This is a genomic window from Streptomyces canus, assembly GCF_041435015.1.
Classification (GTDB): domain Bacteria; phylum Actinomycetota; class Actinomycetes; order Streptomycetales; family Streptomycetaceae; genus Streptomyces; species Streptomyces canus_G.
The window spans coordinates 5,022,818-5,038,506 of record NZ_CP107989.1; the positions used below are offsets into that span (position 1 = coordinate 5,022,818).

Here is a 15,689-nt window from a genome sequence, read left to right on the forward strand (position 1 = left end):
GCGCACCTCAAGTCTCGTACAGCAGAGAAGTACCGCAACCACAGCAACCAACCCCGTCTAACAGGATCCGCCCATGGCTCCTCAACGACCGGTCTGCCCCTCACTGACCGATCCACATAGAGCTACGGATCAGAAGGTTCCGGCATCAACGACGGCCGGACGGGGGGATACGCCGACAACCCTGTGATGTGTGCACTGCGCCGCGAGAACCGCGAAACATCGGATGCCCGAAATGTGCACCAGGCATAGCATGAAAGCGGGTCGGCACACTCTCACGTGCGACCGGCCCGGAAGGGCGACCCCGGTGTGTATACGCCGGGGTCGTTGAAGCACGGCGGACGCGGCCGGCCCAGCACGGCGTGATCGTTCCGCCGAAGTCCGGAGTGGCGCGGCCACGGCGTCGTGGACCCGACATGGCGCAGGATCGGCATTCTGGAAGCGGTCTGCGCGAACACCGCGACCGACCAGTCGCCAACGGCCACCATCGGCCCCCCTGTGATCAGGTCCGAGGGCCCGGACCCGGCCCGCTGACCGGTCGGCCTCCCCCTGTCTCCGTCGGCCCAAGCCTTTGTGGTGAACGGAATTCGGGGGCGACATGCTGCCCATGGCGCAATCGGCGCGTTGGACCGGTCGGCGATGCGAGCCTGTGCCGGTCGACGGCGTCGTCCCGCGCTGATCGCGTGCCTGCTGGTGGATCCGAGAGGGGCAGGGTGTGCGTTGCTACGGGCACCGCGTCGGGATACGTCGTCGGGGTGCCGGCGGCGCTGTTCCGGCCGCCACCGCCCCGCATCGGCTGTGGTGGGACGAGGCCGGGGCACCGGGCCTCCCGGCGAACACCGCGTGGACGCAGCCACCCCGCTGAGTTCCTCATGTCAGAGGACGAAGGGAAGCAGAAGCCATGACGGACCGTGGGCGAAGGCCGGACAGGGTCGGGGTGGACCGGTCCGAGGGGTTCGGCGAACGGCTGCTCGGGGTGCTGCTGGACCGCGCACACGAGATGCCGCCGGAGTTGATCGCCCCGCTCGTCGCGGAAGAGGTGGCCAGGGTCGGGGGGCGAGAGGTCTCCATCCTCCTGCAGGACTACGAACAGGTGCTGCTGGTGCCGCTGCCGGGCCGGCGGCTGAAGGTCGGCGGCCCCGAGCCGGTCGAGGACTCCCCCGCCGGCGAGGCGTTCCTGGGCCGCAGAACGGTGGAGGTGCCGAAGGACGGCAGTGTGCGGATGTACCTGCCGCTGCTGGACGGAAGCGACCAGATCGGGGTGATGGCCGTCACCCTGGACCACGTCGATGACGACGACCGGCGCCTGCTGCGCAGACTCGCCGGTCTGGTCGCGGACATGATCGTCACCAAGGACGCCTATACCGACCAGTTCTTCCAGGCCCGCCGCAGCGCCCCGATGAGCGTGGCCGCGGAGATCCAGTGGTCGTTGCTGCCCCCACTGTCGATGACGATTCCGCAGGTCGAGGTGGCCGGGATCCTGGAGCCCGCCTACGACGTGGCCGGCGACAGCTTCGACTACGCCCTCAACGGCGACGTCCTGCACGTGGCCATGATCGACGCGATGGGTCACGGGCTGGACGCGGCGACCATGGCGACGGTGGCCATCGGCGCCTATCGCCACACGCGGCGGGCCCACACCGATCTGTCCCAGGTGTACGCGTTCATGGACAGAGCCATCAACGAGCAGTTCGGCCCCGACCACTTCGTCACCGCGCAGATGATGATTCTGGACATCACCACCGGCCGACTGCAGTGGGTCAACGCAGGCCACCCGGCTCCACTTCTGATCCGGGACCGCGCCGTGGTGGACCGGCTGGAGAGCCCGACCACGTTGCCGGTCGGCTTCGGCGGTGAGGAGCCGGTGGTCAGCGAGCGGATGCTGCGACCCGGCGACCGGCTGCTGTGCTTCACCGACGGCCTCATCGAGGAGCACCACGCCAGCGGGGAACAGTTCGGAGAGGAACAGCTCGTCGAATGGACCAACCGGATCCTCCGCGACCGCACGGAGGTACGGGCGGTGGTGCGAGCGCTCTCCCACGCCCTCAAACACGAACGCGGCGGCACCACGACCGACGACGCGACCATCTTCCTCGTCGAGTGGCGAGGCGGCGACGCCGATCACCTCGCCACCCTCGACTGAGCGCGACGATGCACCGGCTCCCTCGCTGAGGCCTGCCGCCGACCTGGGGTTTCGCGCCCAAGGTCGCAGATACCTTGGGCGACAGCCCTCGCCCGGTCCAGCGGGCCGCCCCGCCAGCCCGGGAAGCGCTCCCTCGGGGCGCCGGGCCGATGGCGGAATCGGGGGCGGGACCGTCACGACGCACCGAACCGAAAGGGCGCGAACCCGATGTGATGGCGGTCAAGCGAACGGGCGCGCGGCGATCTCCTGCGTACGGAAAAGGCTGTGGCGGCGGATGCGACGCGCCCTGGCCTGGCCGTCAGGCCGCGGTGGGTAGGCGTGGCCGGGCAGGGCTTCATGGTCGCCGACCCGTTCGAGGTCCGCTAGTGACGTGAGGAACGGGTCAGGCCCGAAGCATCTGTGAGAGAGACGTGGACCTGCCTCCGCACGCGGTCATATGACTGCCAGGAGGATGGCCGTGTAGTGCGCGATGAAGGCCGCGATGGTCAGGGCGTGGAAGACCTCGTGGAAGCCGAACCAGGCCGGTGAGGGGTCGGGGCGCTTGAGTCCGTAGACGACGGCGCCCGCGGTGTAGAGCAGACCGCCGGCGATGACGAGTACGACGACCGCGGTGCCGCCGGTGCGTGCGAAGTCGGGCAGGTTGAAGACGGCGACCCAGCCCAGCGCGATGTAGCACGGGGTGTACAGCCAGCGGGGAGCCCCGATCCACAGGATGCGGAAGGCGATGCCGGCCAGGGCACCCGCCCACACCACGGCCAGCAGCACCCGTTGCCGACCCGCGGGCAACAGCAGTACCGCCAGCGGGGTGTAGGTGCCGGCGATGATCAGGAAGATGTTCGCGTGGTCCAGCCGCCGCAGGAGGGCCTCCCCGCGCGGACCCCACGTTCCGCGGTGGTATACCCCGCTGGTGCCGAACAGCAGACAGGCCGACAGCGCGTACACCGAGCAGGCCGCCACTGCCGCCGCCGAGCGCGAGACGGCGATCAGGACGATGCCGCCGACCAGAGACAGGGGGAACACGCCGGCGTGCAGCCAGCCGCGCATCCTCGGCTTCAGCGCAGCCGCCGTCCGCTCCACCCCGCCTTCCAGGCCGACGGCGGCAGCCGGCCGGCCGGTTGGGCCGGCAGGCGCATCGACCACGGGGGTGCGCAGGGCGTCGGGAGTGGTGCCGGGGCGGGGCTGGGGATCGCGCCCGAGTGCCGGCGGCTGAGTGTCTTCGGCGGTCATGCGCTCGTCTTCTGAAATCGGCGGATCAGTGCGGCCTGCCACTCGCTGCGGGCTGCGGGTCAGATGCCGGCCGTGTGCCGGGAGGCGGCGCGGCGGTACTCGGCGTTGATGCGCTGGGCTTCTTCGAGCTGGTCTTCGAGGATGATGATGCGGCAGGCAGCCTCGATGGGGGTGCCGTGGTCGACGAGTTCCCGGGCGCGGGCGGCGATCCGCAGCTGGTAGCGGGAGTAGCGGCGATGTCCGCCCTCGGAGCGGAGCGGGGTGATGAGGCGGGCTTCGCCGAGGGCGCGGAGGAAGCTGGGGGTGGTGCCGAGCATCTCGGCAGCTCGCCCCATGGTGAAGGCGGGGTAATCGTCGTCGTCGAGACGGCCGAAGGAATCGCCTGCTGTCATCTCACCTCTCTGCGGAAACACGTGGAGGGGTCCTGGTGCCGTACGGCACCAGGACCCCGAAGGAACTTGCTACACCATCTGCCGGCCCTGGTACTGCGCCGGCCTTCTGTGTCCGCCGACCCGACCGAGACGCTGTCGGGGGCGCGGGGATCGCTGTTGCTCGACCGGAGACCACCTCACTGTCGATGTCCTGCGGTACCCGGACTCAAGACGTCCGCCCGGGCGATCCTGATGGCGCTCGGCTCCTCCGTTCTTCCCTCTGAACCAATCACTTGCCAAACGGGAACTGCGTACTGCTTGCACTGCTGATACTGCTTCCCGATGCGCGCGCCCGCAGCCGACGCCTTCACCGAGGTACCGCTCACTGACTTCACTGCTGGGTACTGCGAATGGCGGCCCCTGATCACTGCGGGCCACCCGGTCCGGTCGTCAGCCCCGTCGCCGTCCTGCAACAACCCTGGCTTCGGAACTCCACCACCGCACCGTCCTGCGCACTGCAACTACGTACTGCTGCCCGGCAGTTCGTGTCTGCCGGGCCCTTCTGTCTCTCTGGGCTACGAGAGAAACCATAACTATGGCGCCACCCAATGTCTACTCCAGCCACTATAGATTTTTGCGCGTTCGACGGTGAGGTAATCCGCCTCGAACGGCGATGGAGGACTGGCCGCCGACGATGAGAGACCAGGGTGGCCTGATGGACGCGATGAGCGGCAACGTCGCAACCGTCCGCTCCGCTCCATCCCTCGCCGGCGTGCGCGGAGCGCCCGGCACTTCCTCGAAGATGTCGACAGCGGTTCCACCAGACCCCCACCACAGCAACGGCACAACGGATCTGCGCATTTCAGAAGGCATGAGGCCACACCCCCCAGCCCGCGAGGGTGCTGGCGTGCCTGCGGCGTTGCCGCCAGACGAACCACATGCCAAGAGCCAGGCAGGTGGCACCACCAGCGCCGAGAGCCACTGCATGAACGAGGGCACAGAGGCTGACGCGCCCGAGCGTCAGCGATCAGCCCAGAGGCGGCCGGAGCTGCTCGCCGACTACGGATGTCGCAGGCGGTCGACGAGTACAGCCCTCGCCGCCGCCCCCGCGGTGAGCGAGGCGATCAAGTGGGGCCGTCCCGCGTCGGGCGACCCGCTGCGCCGGGTGACGCGTTCCGGATGCGCGAGCGCGAGGGTCGCAGCGGGCTGTGGGGGTCACGGCGGCGGCCCCGCCGAGCAGCGGTGTTGTCCAGGCCCCGTCAGCGGGTCCGGGCCGCCCCGGCCTCCCCCGTCCGGAAGCTCACCCCGCGCACCACAGCCACCGCCGTCAGCGCGACCGCCAGGCCCACCGCGGTCTGGGTCGTGAAGGGCTCGTCGAACATCACGGCTCCCCAGACCGCCGTGACCGGGGCCATGAGGAACATGAGGGTGTTGACCTCGGTGACTCCGGAGCGTTGGAGGACGAGCCAGTACAGGCCGTAGCCGCCGAAGGTGGAGAGGGTCACGAGCCAGAGCGTCGCCAGCCAGAAGGAGCCGGTGGTGGGCGGGGTCGCGGTGCCGGTCGCCACCGCGGCGGTCGTGAAGACGAGGGCGCTCGTGGCGCAGTGGACGGTCATCGACACGGCCGGGGTCACCGAGGTGCGGGAGCGGCGGTCGAGGAAGGTGGCCGCGACCAGCGAGAGCATCCCCGCGAACGGGACGAGGTAGGTCCACCAGGCCACACCCGTGGTCGCCGCCGCGTCGGCCGTGGTGACCAGGGCGACCCCGGCGAGGCCCAGGCACAGTCCGAGCCACTGCCGGGCCGAGACGTACTCGCGCAGCAGCGGGCCGGCGAGCGCTCCCGCGACCAGCGGCTGGGTGCCGTCGATCAGGGCCGTCGTACCGCTGGAGACGCCGAGCTGGATGGCGTAGTAGACGGTGAGCAGGTAGCCGCTCTGGGAGAGCAGTCCGATCAGGGCCTGGCGGGCGAGGTCGCGGGGCGCCAGGGCACGCCAGGGAGCGCGGCTCCGGTGGACGGCCACCGCGGTGAGGACGGCCGCCAGCGGCAGGAAGCGCCACATCAGGAGCGTCATCGCACCGGCCTCCTGCGTGCCGAGCTTGGCGCCGACGAATCCCGAGCTCCAGCACACGACGAAGGCGGCGGAGAGCAGGACGTTCATGGGAGTCACCACCCGTGACTAGACAGATCTGTATACCTCCTTGCCTCGACCACTATACAGATCGGTATAGTCGGGAGGGTGGGAGACAACGGTGGTGCACAGCAGGTACGGCGGATCGGCATGACCCCGGGTGCGCGGCGCGCCCTCGCGGCGGCGTCCCGGCTGTTCTACGAGCGGGGCATCCACGCGGTCGGCGTGGACCTGATCGCCGCCGAGGCCGGGGTGACGAAGAAGACGCTCTACGACCGGTTCGGCTCCAAGGAGCAGATCGTCGTGGAGTACCTCGCCGACCGGGACGAACGCTGGCGGACGTATGTGATGGAGCGGCTGGAGGCGGCCGGGCCGGGGGCCGTCGACCGGGTCCGCGCGGTCTTCGACGCCTCCCGGGAGTGGATGGACGACAACAGCCCCAAAGGGTGCGCCATGGTCAACGCCCACGCCGAGATCAGTGACCCCGCCCATCCGGCGTACGCGATCATCACCGGTCAGAAGGCGTGGATGCTCCGGCTCTTCACCGATCTGGCCCCCGAGCAGGCCCGTACGCTCATGCTGCTGCACGAGGGTGCGCTGGTCGCCCACGGGCTGCACGTCTTCGCCGACCCGATCGCGGTCGCCCGCGAGGAGGCGACCGCGCTGGTCGGCGGGCGGGGTGCGTAGACGCGGCTCGGCGGCGGGTACTGCTTAACCCATACGGCCCGGACCACTGGTGACCTCCGTGAACCCGGTGATCACTGGAGGCATGACCCCGCCCCGCGCCGCCGCCTGCGCTCTCGCCCTCTGTGGGCTCCTCGCCGCCACCGCCTGTTCCGCTCTGTCCACCCCGCCCACCGCTCCCAGGCCGCCGATCACGCGGCCCACGAGCGCGCCGCCGTCCCCGAAGACGTCCGCCGCCCCCTCCTCCGCCCTCACCGAGGCCATGGCGCAGGCCGCGCTCGTCACCGACGCGGACCTCGGTGAGCCCTGGACGCCGACCCAGGGGGTGGCCACCTGGCACGACGGGGTGCTGAAGGCGAAGGCCGACAAGCGGGAGTGTCAGCGGCTGCTCGACGCGCTGTACGCGGACGAGTTGTTCGGGGCCGACGCCCAGCCCCGTGCGGTCGTCGGCATGGACGACGAGTGGAACAAGGCGCAGATGCGGTACCAGGTGCTCGAGCGTCCGTCGGCGGAGATCGACAAGACCTTGGCCTGGCTGAAGGGCCTTCCGCGGACGTGCGCGCAGTTCGGGGCCACCACGACCACGGGGGCCGTCTTCGGGGTGCAGGTCACCGAGGCGCCGTTGCCGGAGGCGGGGGACGCCCGGCAGGGGCTGCGGGTGTGGCTGACCGGCCAGTCCCCGGACGGTCAACCGACGACGCTCACGCTGGACGTCGCCGCCGTCCGCGTCGGGGAGGACGCGATCAGTGTGACGAACGGCGGCTTCGGCGACGTACAGACGCAGGCCACGCAGACCGCCGTACAGCTGGGAGCCCAGCGGCTGACGCAGATCAGGAAGCAGGGGCGGGTGGAGATCTGAGCGGTCAGTCCGGGTCGAACCGCTTCAGGTGCCAGACCACGTCGTGCGCCACCTCGAGCGCGGTGCGGCTGTCCGCGAAGGCGTCCGCGCGCAGCCGGGCCAGTGCCTCGTCCGAGTCGACGCCCAGCTGCACCATGATCATGCCGACGGCCTGGTACACCTCGTCGTGCGCTTTGGCCAGGCCGCTGAGCCAGAGGTCGTCGCCCTCGGGGCCGTTCTCCTGCCCCCGGGGCAGTGCCGTCAGGGCCACGGTCATGACGCTGGCCACAAGCTCGGCGATGCGTACCTCCCGCCGGGTGAGTTCGCCGGGGACGTCCCGGTAGAGGTCGAGGGTGCCGACGCACACGGTGTCGTTGCCGAGCGGCATCGCGTACACCGCCCGAATACCGGCGGCGGTGGCCTGCTGGGCGAAGACCGGCCAGCGGGCGGCGTCCCGGCCGGACGTCAGATCGGTGGCGAGCACGGCGGCGCGGGTCTCCGCGGCGGACGTGCAGGGCCCGTCTCCCAGGGTGGCCTGGAGTTCCGACAGGTGCTCGGCCCGGGGGCTGCTGGCGCTGAGCTGGACGGGCATGCCGTCGCTGCGCAGCGACACGCTCGCGTCGGCCACCGGCAACAGCCTGACGGCGGCCACGCACAGCTTGCCCGGAATATCGGCCGGGTCGGCACCCAGCACCCCCTCCGCGATCACATCGGAGATCCGCACGTGATCCGACTCCCGCCCGCGTCCGGCTTCGCGGCCCGGGTGGTGGGTCTCGTGGGAGTGACCGGCTTCACGGCCGCGTCCGGCTTGGCGGGGGCGACTGGCTTCACCGTCGGGGCCGGCCTCACGGTCGCGTCCGGCCTGGCGGGGGCGTCCGGCTTGGCGGGGGCGACTGGCTTCACCGTCGGGGCCGGCCTCACGGTCGGGGCCGGCCTCACGGTCGGGGCCGGCCTGGCGGGGGCGTCCGGCTTGGCGGGGGCGACTGGCTTCACCGTCGGGGCCGGCCTCACGGTCGGGGCCGGCCTGGCGGGGACGACCGGCTTCACGGTTCCGCCCGATCTCCCACTCCCGCTCGCGCCCCACTCCGCGATCGGAGCCGGCCTCGCCAGGGCGACCGACCTCGCGGGGGCCTCCCGCCTCGCGGCCACGTCCGACCTCACGGCGATCCCGCCCGAGCTCACGGTCCCGGCCGACCTCCCGCTCGCGCCCCACGCCACGTTCGTAGTCGGCCTCGCGGTTCCGTTCCCGCTCCCGCCCGAGGTCACGGTCCCGTTCGTCCTGACGTTTTCGACCGCCGCGGCCTTCCCGTTCCGCCGCCCGTCGTGGTTCGTCGCCCGGCGTCCCGAACGCGCCGGAAACGTTGTCCGGTCCGGCGAACGCTTCGGCTTCGCCGCCCGATCCGGGGAACGAACCCGGCTCGTCGCCGTGGGTGTCGCCGCGGTCGTCCGTGGGCCGCACGACCACCGCCTCCTTCGGTCGGTGCGGGTCCTGTCCGTCATCGGCCCCCAAGCGGGCTCACCGGGGCGGGGGGCGCCGCTCGTGGCGTACCCACCCAGGGGCACCGCCCGGCTACCCCTGGTCCACCGGGCGAAACGCCCAGGACGGGCACGGCGGATCGGCACTCCCCGCTGTCCCGACGGCGTACAGAAACACCGGCGGTCCGGCCCTCGGAGCACCCCCACGCACTCTTCACAGACCGCGCGCCCATTCACTACGGTTTTCGGTGACGGTCAGGGAGCGGCCGCACAGCGTCGAACTGTGCCGGAGCCCCCCCCATGCCCCTCTCGCGCCGCCCTGAGCGGTGCCGTACTTCCGTCCCCGTCCCGCGACGCCGACCGGGGCGCCTCCCGCCGTCCCGAGCGGGGCCGGGGACCTTCCCGGAGGACCGTGCGAGAGAAGCCGCGCGTCCTCACCGGGGCGGCCGCCGCCGTACGACGGCGGCGGCCGCCCCGAACCGGTCCAGCGGTGATACGGATCGGCAGACGCCCGTCGGCCCCGGTCCAGCGTCGGGCGCCGTCTCCGTCCCGGTTCAGTCGCCCCGCGCGGGCTGACCGGACATATCTGTGCGCAGGCGCGGAATCCTCACAGAGGGGGCTGTGCGGGTGCGGGGCCGAGGGTGGTGGTGCCGGGGGCCGTGCGGTGTCCGAGGCCCGTCCGGTACGCGTCCAGTGCCGCCTCGACTCGTCCCGTACGGCGCAGCAGATCGCCCAGCATCCGGCACAGGTCGGCCAGGTCACCGGCGGCGCCGGCCCGCTCCAGGAGGCTCAGGGCGCGGACGTAGTGCTCCTCCGCGGCCTCGGTGTCCCGGGCGTCCTCGGCGATGATCCCGAGGAGGCGGTGGGCGGCGGCGGAGTGCAGGGCGCCGCGCTCGGAGCTGAGGTCGCTGAGCACGTCGTGGAGCAGGGCGGCGGCCTCGTCGGACTTGCCGCGCCGGTGCAGCACATCGGCGAGCTCGACGGCCGCCTGGCTGGAGTAGAGGGCGGCCCGCTTGGCGGAGAGCATGTCGAGGGCCTGCCTCAACTCGGCCTCGGCGCGCTCCAGTTCGCCGTTCTGGGCGTAGACGTATCCGCGCATCCAGTGGCAGTTGGCGAGTTCGGTACGGATCTGGAGCCGGCGGTAGAGCTCGGCGGCCTTGGCGAGGGAGGCGTCGGCCTCGGCGAGGCGGCCCTCGGCGAGCAGGGTGCGGGCGACGGACCGGTGCATCCGGGCGACGAGGGCGGGGTCGCCGGCCTGCGGGGCGAGCGCCAGGGCGAGTTCGGCGGCCTGGGCGGCGCGGGCGTGGGCCCCCATGTCCATGTAGGGGCCGATGACGCTCGCGTAGAGGAGGAGCAGGGCGTCGGGGTCGTGGAGGCCACCGCGGTTGAGCTCGTCGATGGTGGATTCCAACAGGTAGACGGAGTAGCGCAGTTCACCGGTGAGGTAGTGGGCGAGGGCGCGTCCGCGCAGGGCGGGAACGCGGGCGGGCAGGGGCACGTCGTCGCCGAGGGCCTTCTCGGCCCGCTCGAAGTACTGGCGTGCGGCGCGGAGTTCGCCGGTCTCCACGGCGCACTCCCCGAGTCCGAGCAGGGCGGCGGCGCGCACCTCGGCGAGGTCGAGCGCGTCGGCCTCGGCGAGCAGCCGGGCGTACTGCGCGGCGGACTCCTCGGCCTCCCCGGTGGCGAGGGTGCGCTGGGCCTCGGTGAGGCGCAGGCGCAGATCGGTGACGAGACGGGCCGGGCGGCCGGTCGCCAGTTCCTCGAACCCGACGCCGAGGCGGTCGGCGAGATGCCGGAGCGCGTCGTCGGAGGGGCGCACCCGCCCGGACTCCAGAGTGGAGATGTAGGCCGGTGTGTACGCCGGTTCGGCCAGCTGTTTCTGCGTCAGTCCGCGTGCGACCCGCAGCTGCTGCACCCGTCGCCCGATGACGCCCGGGTCGTCCCGCTCCGACATGGCCAACTCCCCAAGCCCCTCTTGCCGTTCGGCTCTCGCAGCCCCTAGGTTAAACGGCGTATTAACCCTGCTTAATACGCCGTCACCGCCATGGGTACTCACCGCCACCGCTGCGAGGTCGCCGTGCTCGAACGCACCAGTACCACCGCGCGCTATGCCAGGGGTTTCGCCGCCGCGGTCGTGGCCGTGGCCACACTGGTCCTGGCTGCCAACGCGGGGCCGGCGAAGGCGTCGGGGGAGCGACCGGCCGAGCAGGCGGATCAGGTCCAGCAGGTCACCCGGCCCTCGTCGGAATGAGCCCGGCTGCGGAAGCGGCCCTCAGAGCTGGAACTCCGCGGGCTGCAGGCCCAGGGTCGCGCAGGCCTCCCTCAGGATCGACTGCTCCGCCTGGGAGAAGTGACCGTCGGCACCGGCGATGACGATGCCGGTCTGGATCACCGCGCGCGCCTCGGTGGGCTTCTTGGCGGCCTTGGCGATGTCCTGGAGCGCCTCCGCCTTGCCCTGCGGGAAGTTGCGGGTGAGCTGGTCCACATGCTTGTGGAAGCGGGTGCGCAGCTGCTCCGGCGGGAAGTTCTGCAACACCTCGTTGCTGAGGATCAGCGACTCCATCTGCTGCATCTCGGCCGCGTCCACATGGCCGTCCGCCGCCGCGACCAGGGCGCACATCGCCATGCTGGCGTCGCGGTAGGCGCCACTCTTCAGCTCGGTCTTGAGGGAGCCGAGCTGCGTCTTCAGCACACCGACGAGCTGGGCGCGCGAACCGCCGCGAGAGCCGCCGTGCGAACCGCCGTGTCCGGCCCCACCGGTCGTGGTGCCGCGCCCGCCCTGCGCCTGCTGCTGAAGATTCTTGGCCTGGTCCTTGAGCCGGTCGAACAGTGCCATTGACGTCACCTCGGTACTCGTCTGAGTGATCTCACCCCGGCAACGGCCGAGCCCGGGTAAAGGTTCCCCCAAGCCGATCGAGCCGACCGGGTCAGCCGGGTCACCCGCACACCCTCCGGTACGGCACCTCCGGAACGTAGGTCCGCCACTGCGCCCGGCTCAGACCCGCGCCGCCCGCCCGCGCGCACACCTTCTCCAGCACCCGCGCCGGATCGACGGGGTACTTCTGGAGCGGGACGTGCGCGCTCCCCGCGTACAGGGTCGAACCGTCGGCGCCGAAGGCGAGCGTGTCGATCTTCTCGCCCGGCGTGGTCAGCGGGCTGCCCAGCGGCTGCTGGGTGGCGACGTCCCACAGCTGGAGGCCGCCCGCGGTGCCCGCGACGGCCAGCGTGCCGCCGTCCGCGCTGAAGGCGAGCGCGCTCACCCCCTCGGGGTCGGCGCCGAGCGGGGCGGGGAAGACGTTGCGCAGGACGCCCTCGCGACGGGTGAGGTGCTGCGCCCACAGGGCGACCCGCCCGGTGCCGTCGCCCGCCGCCAGCAGCGCACCGTCGGCGGTGAAGGCGAGCGCGCCGATCTGGTCGCCCTGGACCAGGTCGAGCCGGGTGACACGGCCCGCGGGCAGGTCGGCGGTGCGGCCGTCGGCGACCAGGAGTCCGCCGTCGGGGCGGACGGCCAGATGGTCGGCGGTCACGTCGGCGACCAGCTTCGTACGGCGTCGGCGGACGACGTCCCACACCTCGTCGGCGACCGTGCCGACGGCGGTGAAACGGGCGGCGACCAGCGTGCGGCCGCCCGTGCCGAGGGCGAGGCCGACCACCGCCCCGCCCGGCAGATCCAGCGTGGCCGCCGCGCGCTCGTGCCGTACGTCCCACACGGCGATCGGCTGGGTCACCGCCTCCCGGCCGGGTGCCGAGACGCCGTAGGCGAACCGGGTGCCGTCGGTGCCGAAGGCCGCCACGGGCAGGGTGTCGGCGGGGACGGTGGGCAGCGCCGGGTCGGCGGAGGCGGGGACCCGCACCGGCGGGAAGGTGTGCAGGACGCGGCCGTCGGAGGTCGCGTGGAGCCGGAAGACGTAGTGGTCGCGGGTGCGGCTCGCGGTGGCGTAGCGGCGGCCGTCCGGGCTCAGCCGGACCTCGTCCACCGGGGCGGCCCGCCAGCCGTGGGTGACGGACGCGCCGAGGTCGAGGGTGTGGACGGTGCCGCCCTCGACGTAACGCAGGGTGCGGCCGTCGCGATCCCACCGGAGGCCGCCGTGGAGGTGCTGGTTGCTGAGGCTGTGCCGGAGGACGGGCGCGCCCGGGTCGGTGAGCCGCCACACGCGCACCTCCTCGTGGTCGGCGGTGGCCATGAAGGCGCCGTCGGGGCTGACGGACATGTAGTGCACGCCGGTGTCGTCGAGGTCGGCGGTCCTGCGGCCCGTGCCGGTGTCCCAGACGCGCACTCCGCTGCCGGTGGCGGCGGCCAGCCGGCCGGCCCCGAGGGCGAGGAGGGAGGTGTCCTCGCCGCAGACGTGGTCCTTCTGCCAGGCGCCGGGCAGGGCGCGGCCGGTGGAGGTGTCCCACAACTGCGGGGTCCGCCCCGAGGGGCAGACGGCCACGCGCCCGCCGTCGGCGCTCACCTCGGGGCCCGCGGTCTCCGGGGCCCGGGTCTCGAACAGCACCCGGCCGTCGGCGACCGAGCGCAGCCGTACCGAGGCACCCTCGGTGGTGAGGACGGCGCGGCCGTCGGCGGTGAAGTCGACGTCGTAGGTGTCCCGCAGGGCCACGGAGCCGCCGGTCCGGCGGCCGGAGGCGGTGTCCCACAGGCGTACCGCGTCGTCGCTTCCGGTGACGGCGAGCACCCGCGCGTCCGGGCCGGCCCCGGTCACCGTGCCCCGCGGCACCTTTCCTGAGCCGGTGCGCCGGTGGGTGGTCACGTCCCAGGTGCGCCAGTCGCCGCCGTCGGCACTGAGCAGGACGCGGCCGTCGGCGCTGAGCATGCGCCGGACTCCGTCGCCGGGCGTGGGGTCGGTGAAGGTGTCCGTCTCCGTCTGGGCGAGGGAGCCGAGCAGGGCGCGGCGGGTCTCGGGGAGTTCGGCCACCCGCCAGGCGGCGGCGCCGAGCAGCAGCGCGGTGCGCGGGTCGGTGGTGCGCAGGGCGTCGGCGATGTCGGCGACCCGGCGGGCCGCGTTCTGGGTGCGCCCGCGCCGGTTGTCGTCGACTTCGCGGTAGACCGCGAAGGCCGTCAGCAGGGCGACCGCGAGGACGGCGGACAGGGACACGGTCAGGGCGCGGTGTCTGCGGCTGATCCGGGCGGCGGCCCGGCGTTCGCTCTCGCGGGCCGCGACGGCGGCGGCGAGGAAGGTCCGCTCGGTCACGGTCAGCGCGGGATCGGCTCCGTGGTCCGGGAAGAGCTCCTCGGCGCGGGCCAGCCGGGTGCCCCGGTACAGGTCGGCGGGGTCGCGGTCGTGCTCCAGCCAGGTGCGGGCCGCGTCCGCGAGCATCCGGTGATGGCGCAGGCGGGCGCGGTCCTCCTCCAGCCAGCCGTGCAGCCGGGGCCAGCAGGTGATGAGCGCCTCGTGGGCTAGCTGGACGCCGTCCTCGTCGGCGGTCAGCAGCCGGGCCGCGGTCAGGCGCTCCACCACGGCCGGCACGTCCGCGTCCGCCCACTCGGCCAGTTCGGCCCGGGTGAGGGGGCGGCGGGTGTCGGGGGTGCCCTGGCCGGGGACGACCATGCGCAGCAGCAGACGGCGGGCGGCGCGCGCCTCGGCCGGGGTCAGGGCGCCGTACGCCTCCTCGGCGGTCGCCGCGATCGCGCCGCGCACCCCGCCGGCGGACTCGTATCCGGCGAGGGTGAGCATGCGGCCCTTGCGGCGGCGCCAGGTCTCCAGGAGGGCGTGCGCGAGCATCGGCAGCCCGCCGGGCTCACCCTGGACCTCCTCCACCAGGCGGGCGGTCAGCGTCCGTTCGACCAGAAACCCGGCCGCCCGGGCCGGTCCGACCACCGCCTCGCGCAGTTCCTCGGCGGTCATCGGGCCGAGCAGCAGCCCGGCGCCGCGCAGGGCGTCCGCGAGGTCGCGGTGCTCGGCGCAGCGGGCGTAGAAGTCGGCGCGCACGGCGACCAGGACCCGCAGACGGTTCTCCGGGTCGCGGGCGGCGAGCAGCAGGTCGATGAAGCGGGAGCGCTCCCGGGGGTCGTGGCAGAGGCTGAAGACCTCCTCGAACTGGTCCACGACCACCCAGCTCTCCGGCTCCCCCCGGGCCGGGGTGAGGAGGTGGCCGTAGCTGGTGGCGGGCGTCGGGCCCGGGGTGAGGATCCGCAGCGCCGCCGGGTGGTCGCGGTCCGCGAGCTCCTGCTGGAGGCGGGGGATCAGGCCGGCCCGCAGCAGGGACGACTTTCCGCTGCCGGAGGGGCCGAACAGCACCGCGAACCGGTGGTCGCAGACCAGTTCGCCGACCTCGGCGACCACCCGGTCCCGGCCGAAGAAGAGGTGCCGGTGGTCCGGTTCGAACCGGACGAGGCCGCGGTACGGCGCGGGTCCCTCCGGTTCCTCCCCGGGCGGGGACCCGGCGCGTTCCGCCTCCGCCTCCTCCCAGCGCGGCGCCCACTGCCCGGGATCGCCCCCGCAGGCCCGCACATACCCCTCGACGACGGCCAGGGAGGGCAACCGTTCGCCCGCGGCGGCCTGGGACAGGGTCGTCGCCGAGAAACCCGCCGTCTCGGCCATCGCCCGGTACGACGGACCGCCCGCCGTCCTCCTGAGCTCGCGCAGTTCACACGCGAGCCGCTGGACGGGCCCGGACTCCGGGTCCAGCGGTCTTTCGGGACGCCCCATGCGCTCGCACCTCCGTACACCCGACGAAAGCGACATCAGGCGCGACGACCATACGGGTCGTCAGGAAACGGAAAGGTGGCCCATAGGTGACCGACGGGTGTCGCCGAATCGGCGGAACGTCTCGCCGCTCACGTTTCCCCAGGTCGGAAAGGCCCGATTGATTGATCTGGCAAA

The 15,689-nt window shown here is 72.6% G+C and carries 11 protein-coding genes; 4 read left to right on the plus strand and 7 right to left on the minus strand.

The window, feature by feature from the left end; genetic code table 11:
- Positions 1 to 898: 898 nt before the first annotated feature.
- On the plus strand, positions 899 to 2,140 hold the full coding sequence (locus OG841_RS22845) for a PP2C family protein-serine/threonine phosphatase (protein ID WP_371566743.1): 1,242 nt from the start codon (positions 899 to 901) through the stop codon (positions 2,138 to 2,140).
- Positions 2,141 to 2,572: 432 nt separating this feature from the next.
- Here the strand turns inward: OG841_RS22845 and trhA are convergent, their stop codons facing one another.
- From trhA to OG841_RS22860, 3 genes are all read right to left on the minus strand, one after another.
- A complete protein-coding gene (gene trhA, locus OG841_RS22850) occupies positions 2,573 to 3,367 on the minus strand; it encodes a PAQR family membrane homeostasis protein TrhA (protein ID WP_371566746.1) in 795 nt (264 codons plus the stop codon).
- Positions 3,368 to 3,426: 59 nt separating this feature from the next.
- On the minus strand, positions 3,427 to 3,759 hold the full coding sequence (locus OG841_RS22855; RefSeq protein ID WP_328639799.1) for a helix-turn-helix domain-containing protein: 333 nt from the start codon (positions 3,757 to 3,759) through the stop codon (positions 3,427 to 3,429).
- 1,238 nt (positions 3,760 to 4,997) lie between these two features.
- Positions 4,998 to 5,897, minus strand: a complete 900-nt coding sequence (locus tag OG841_RS22860) for a DMT family transporter (RefSeq protein WP_371566748.1) — start codon at positions 5,895 to 5,897, stop codon at positions 4,998 to 5,000.
- Positions 5,898 to 6,017: 120 nt separating this feature from the next.
- Here OG841_RS22860 and OG841_RS22865 point away from each other — a divergent pair, with 120 nt between their 5' ends.
- Together OG841_RS22865 and OG841_RS22870 are read left to right on the plus strand one after the other, a co-directional pair.
- Positions 6,018 to 6,554, plus strand: a complete 537-nt coding sequence (locus OG841_RS22865; RefSeq protein WP_371570791.1) for a TetR/AcrR family transcriptional regulator — start codon at positions 6,018 to 6,020, stop codon at positions 6,552 to 6,554.
- Between the two features lie 82 nt (positions 6,555 to 6,636).
- Positions 6,637 to 7,410, plus strand: a complete 774-nt coding sequence (locus tag OG841_RS22870) for a hypothetical protein (RefSeq protein ID WP_365116591.1) — start codon at positions 6,637 to 6,639, stop codon at positions 7,408 to 7,410.
- Positions 7,411 to 7,414: 4 nt separating this feature from the next.
- Here OG841_RS22870 and OG841_RS22875 read toward each other — a convergent pair whose 3' ends face one another.
- Both OG841_RS22875 and OG841_RS22880 read right to left on the minus strand, forming a co-directional pair.
- On the minus strand, positions 7,415 to 8,848 hold the full coding sequence (locus OG841_RS22875) for a GAF domain-containing protein (RefSeq protein ID WP_371566751.1): 1,434 nt from the start codon (positions 8,846 to 8,848) through the stop codon (positions 7,415 to 7,417).
- A gap of 624 nt (positions 8,849 to 9,472) precedes the next feature.
- Positions 9,473 to 10,819, minus strand: a complete 1,347-nt coding sequence (locus tag OG841_RS22880) for a helix-turn-helix domain-containing protein (protein WP_328639795.1) — start codon at positions 10,817 to 10,819, stop codon at positions 9,473 to 9,475.
- 90 nt (positions 10,820 to 10,909) lie between these two features.
- Here OG841_RS22880 and OG841_RS22885 point away from each other — a divergent pair, with 90 nt between their 5' ends.
- Positions 10,910 to 11,116: a hypothetical protein gene (locus OG841_RS22885; RefSeq protein WP_328643783.1), complete on the plus strand. Its 207-nt coding sequence runs from the start codon at positions 10,910 to 10,912 to the stop codon at positions 11,114 to 11,116.
- 21 nt (positions 11,117 to 11,137) lie between these two features.
- Here the strand turns inward: OG841_RS22885 and OG841_RS22890 are convergent, their stop codons facing one another.
- Together OG841_RS22890 and OG841_RS22895 are read right to left on the minus strand one after the other, a co-directional pair.
- Positions 11,138 to 11,701 carry a tellurite resistance TerB family protein gene (locus tag OG841_RS22890; RefSeq protein ID WP_328639794.1) on the minus strand — a complete coding sequence of 188 codons (564 nt, stop codon included), beginning with the start codon at positions 11,699 to 11,701 and terminating at the stop codon, positions 11,138 to 11,140.
- 100 nt (positions 11,702 to 11,801) lie between these two features.
- A complete protein-coding gene (locus OG841_RS22895; RefSeq protein WP_328639793.1) occupies positions 11,802 to 15,515 on the minus strand; it encodes an nSTAND1 domain-containing NTPase in 3,714 nt (1,237 codons plus the stop codon).
- Between the last annotated feature and the right edge of the window lie 174 nt (positions 15,516 to 15,689).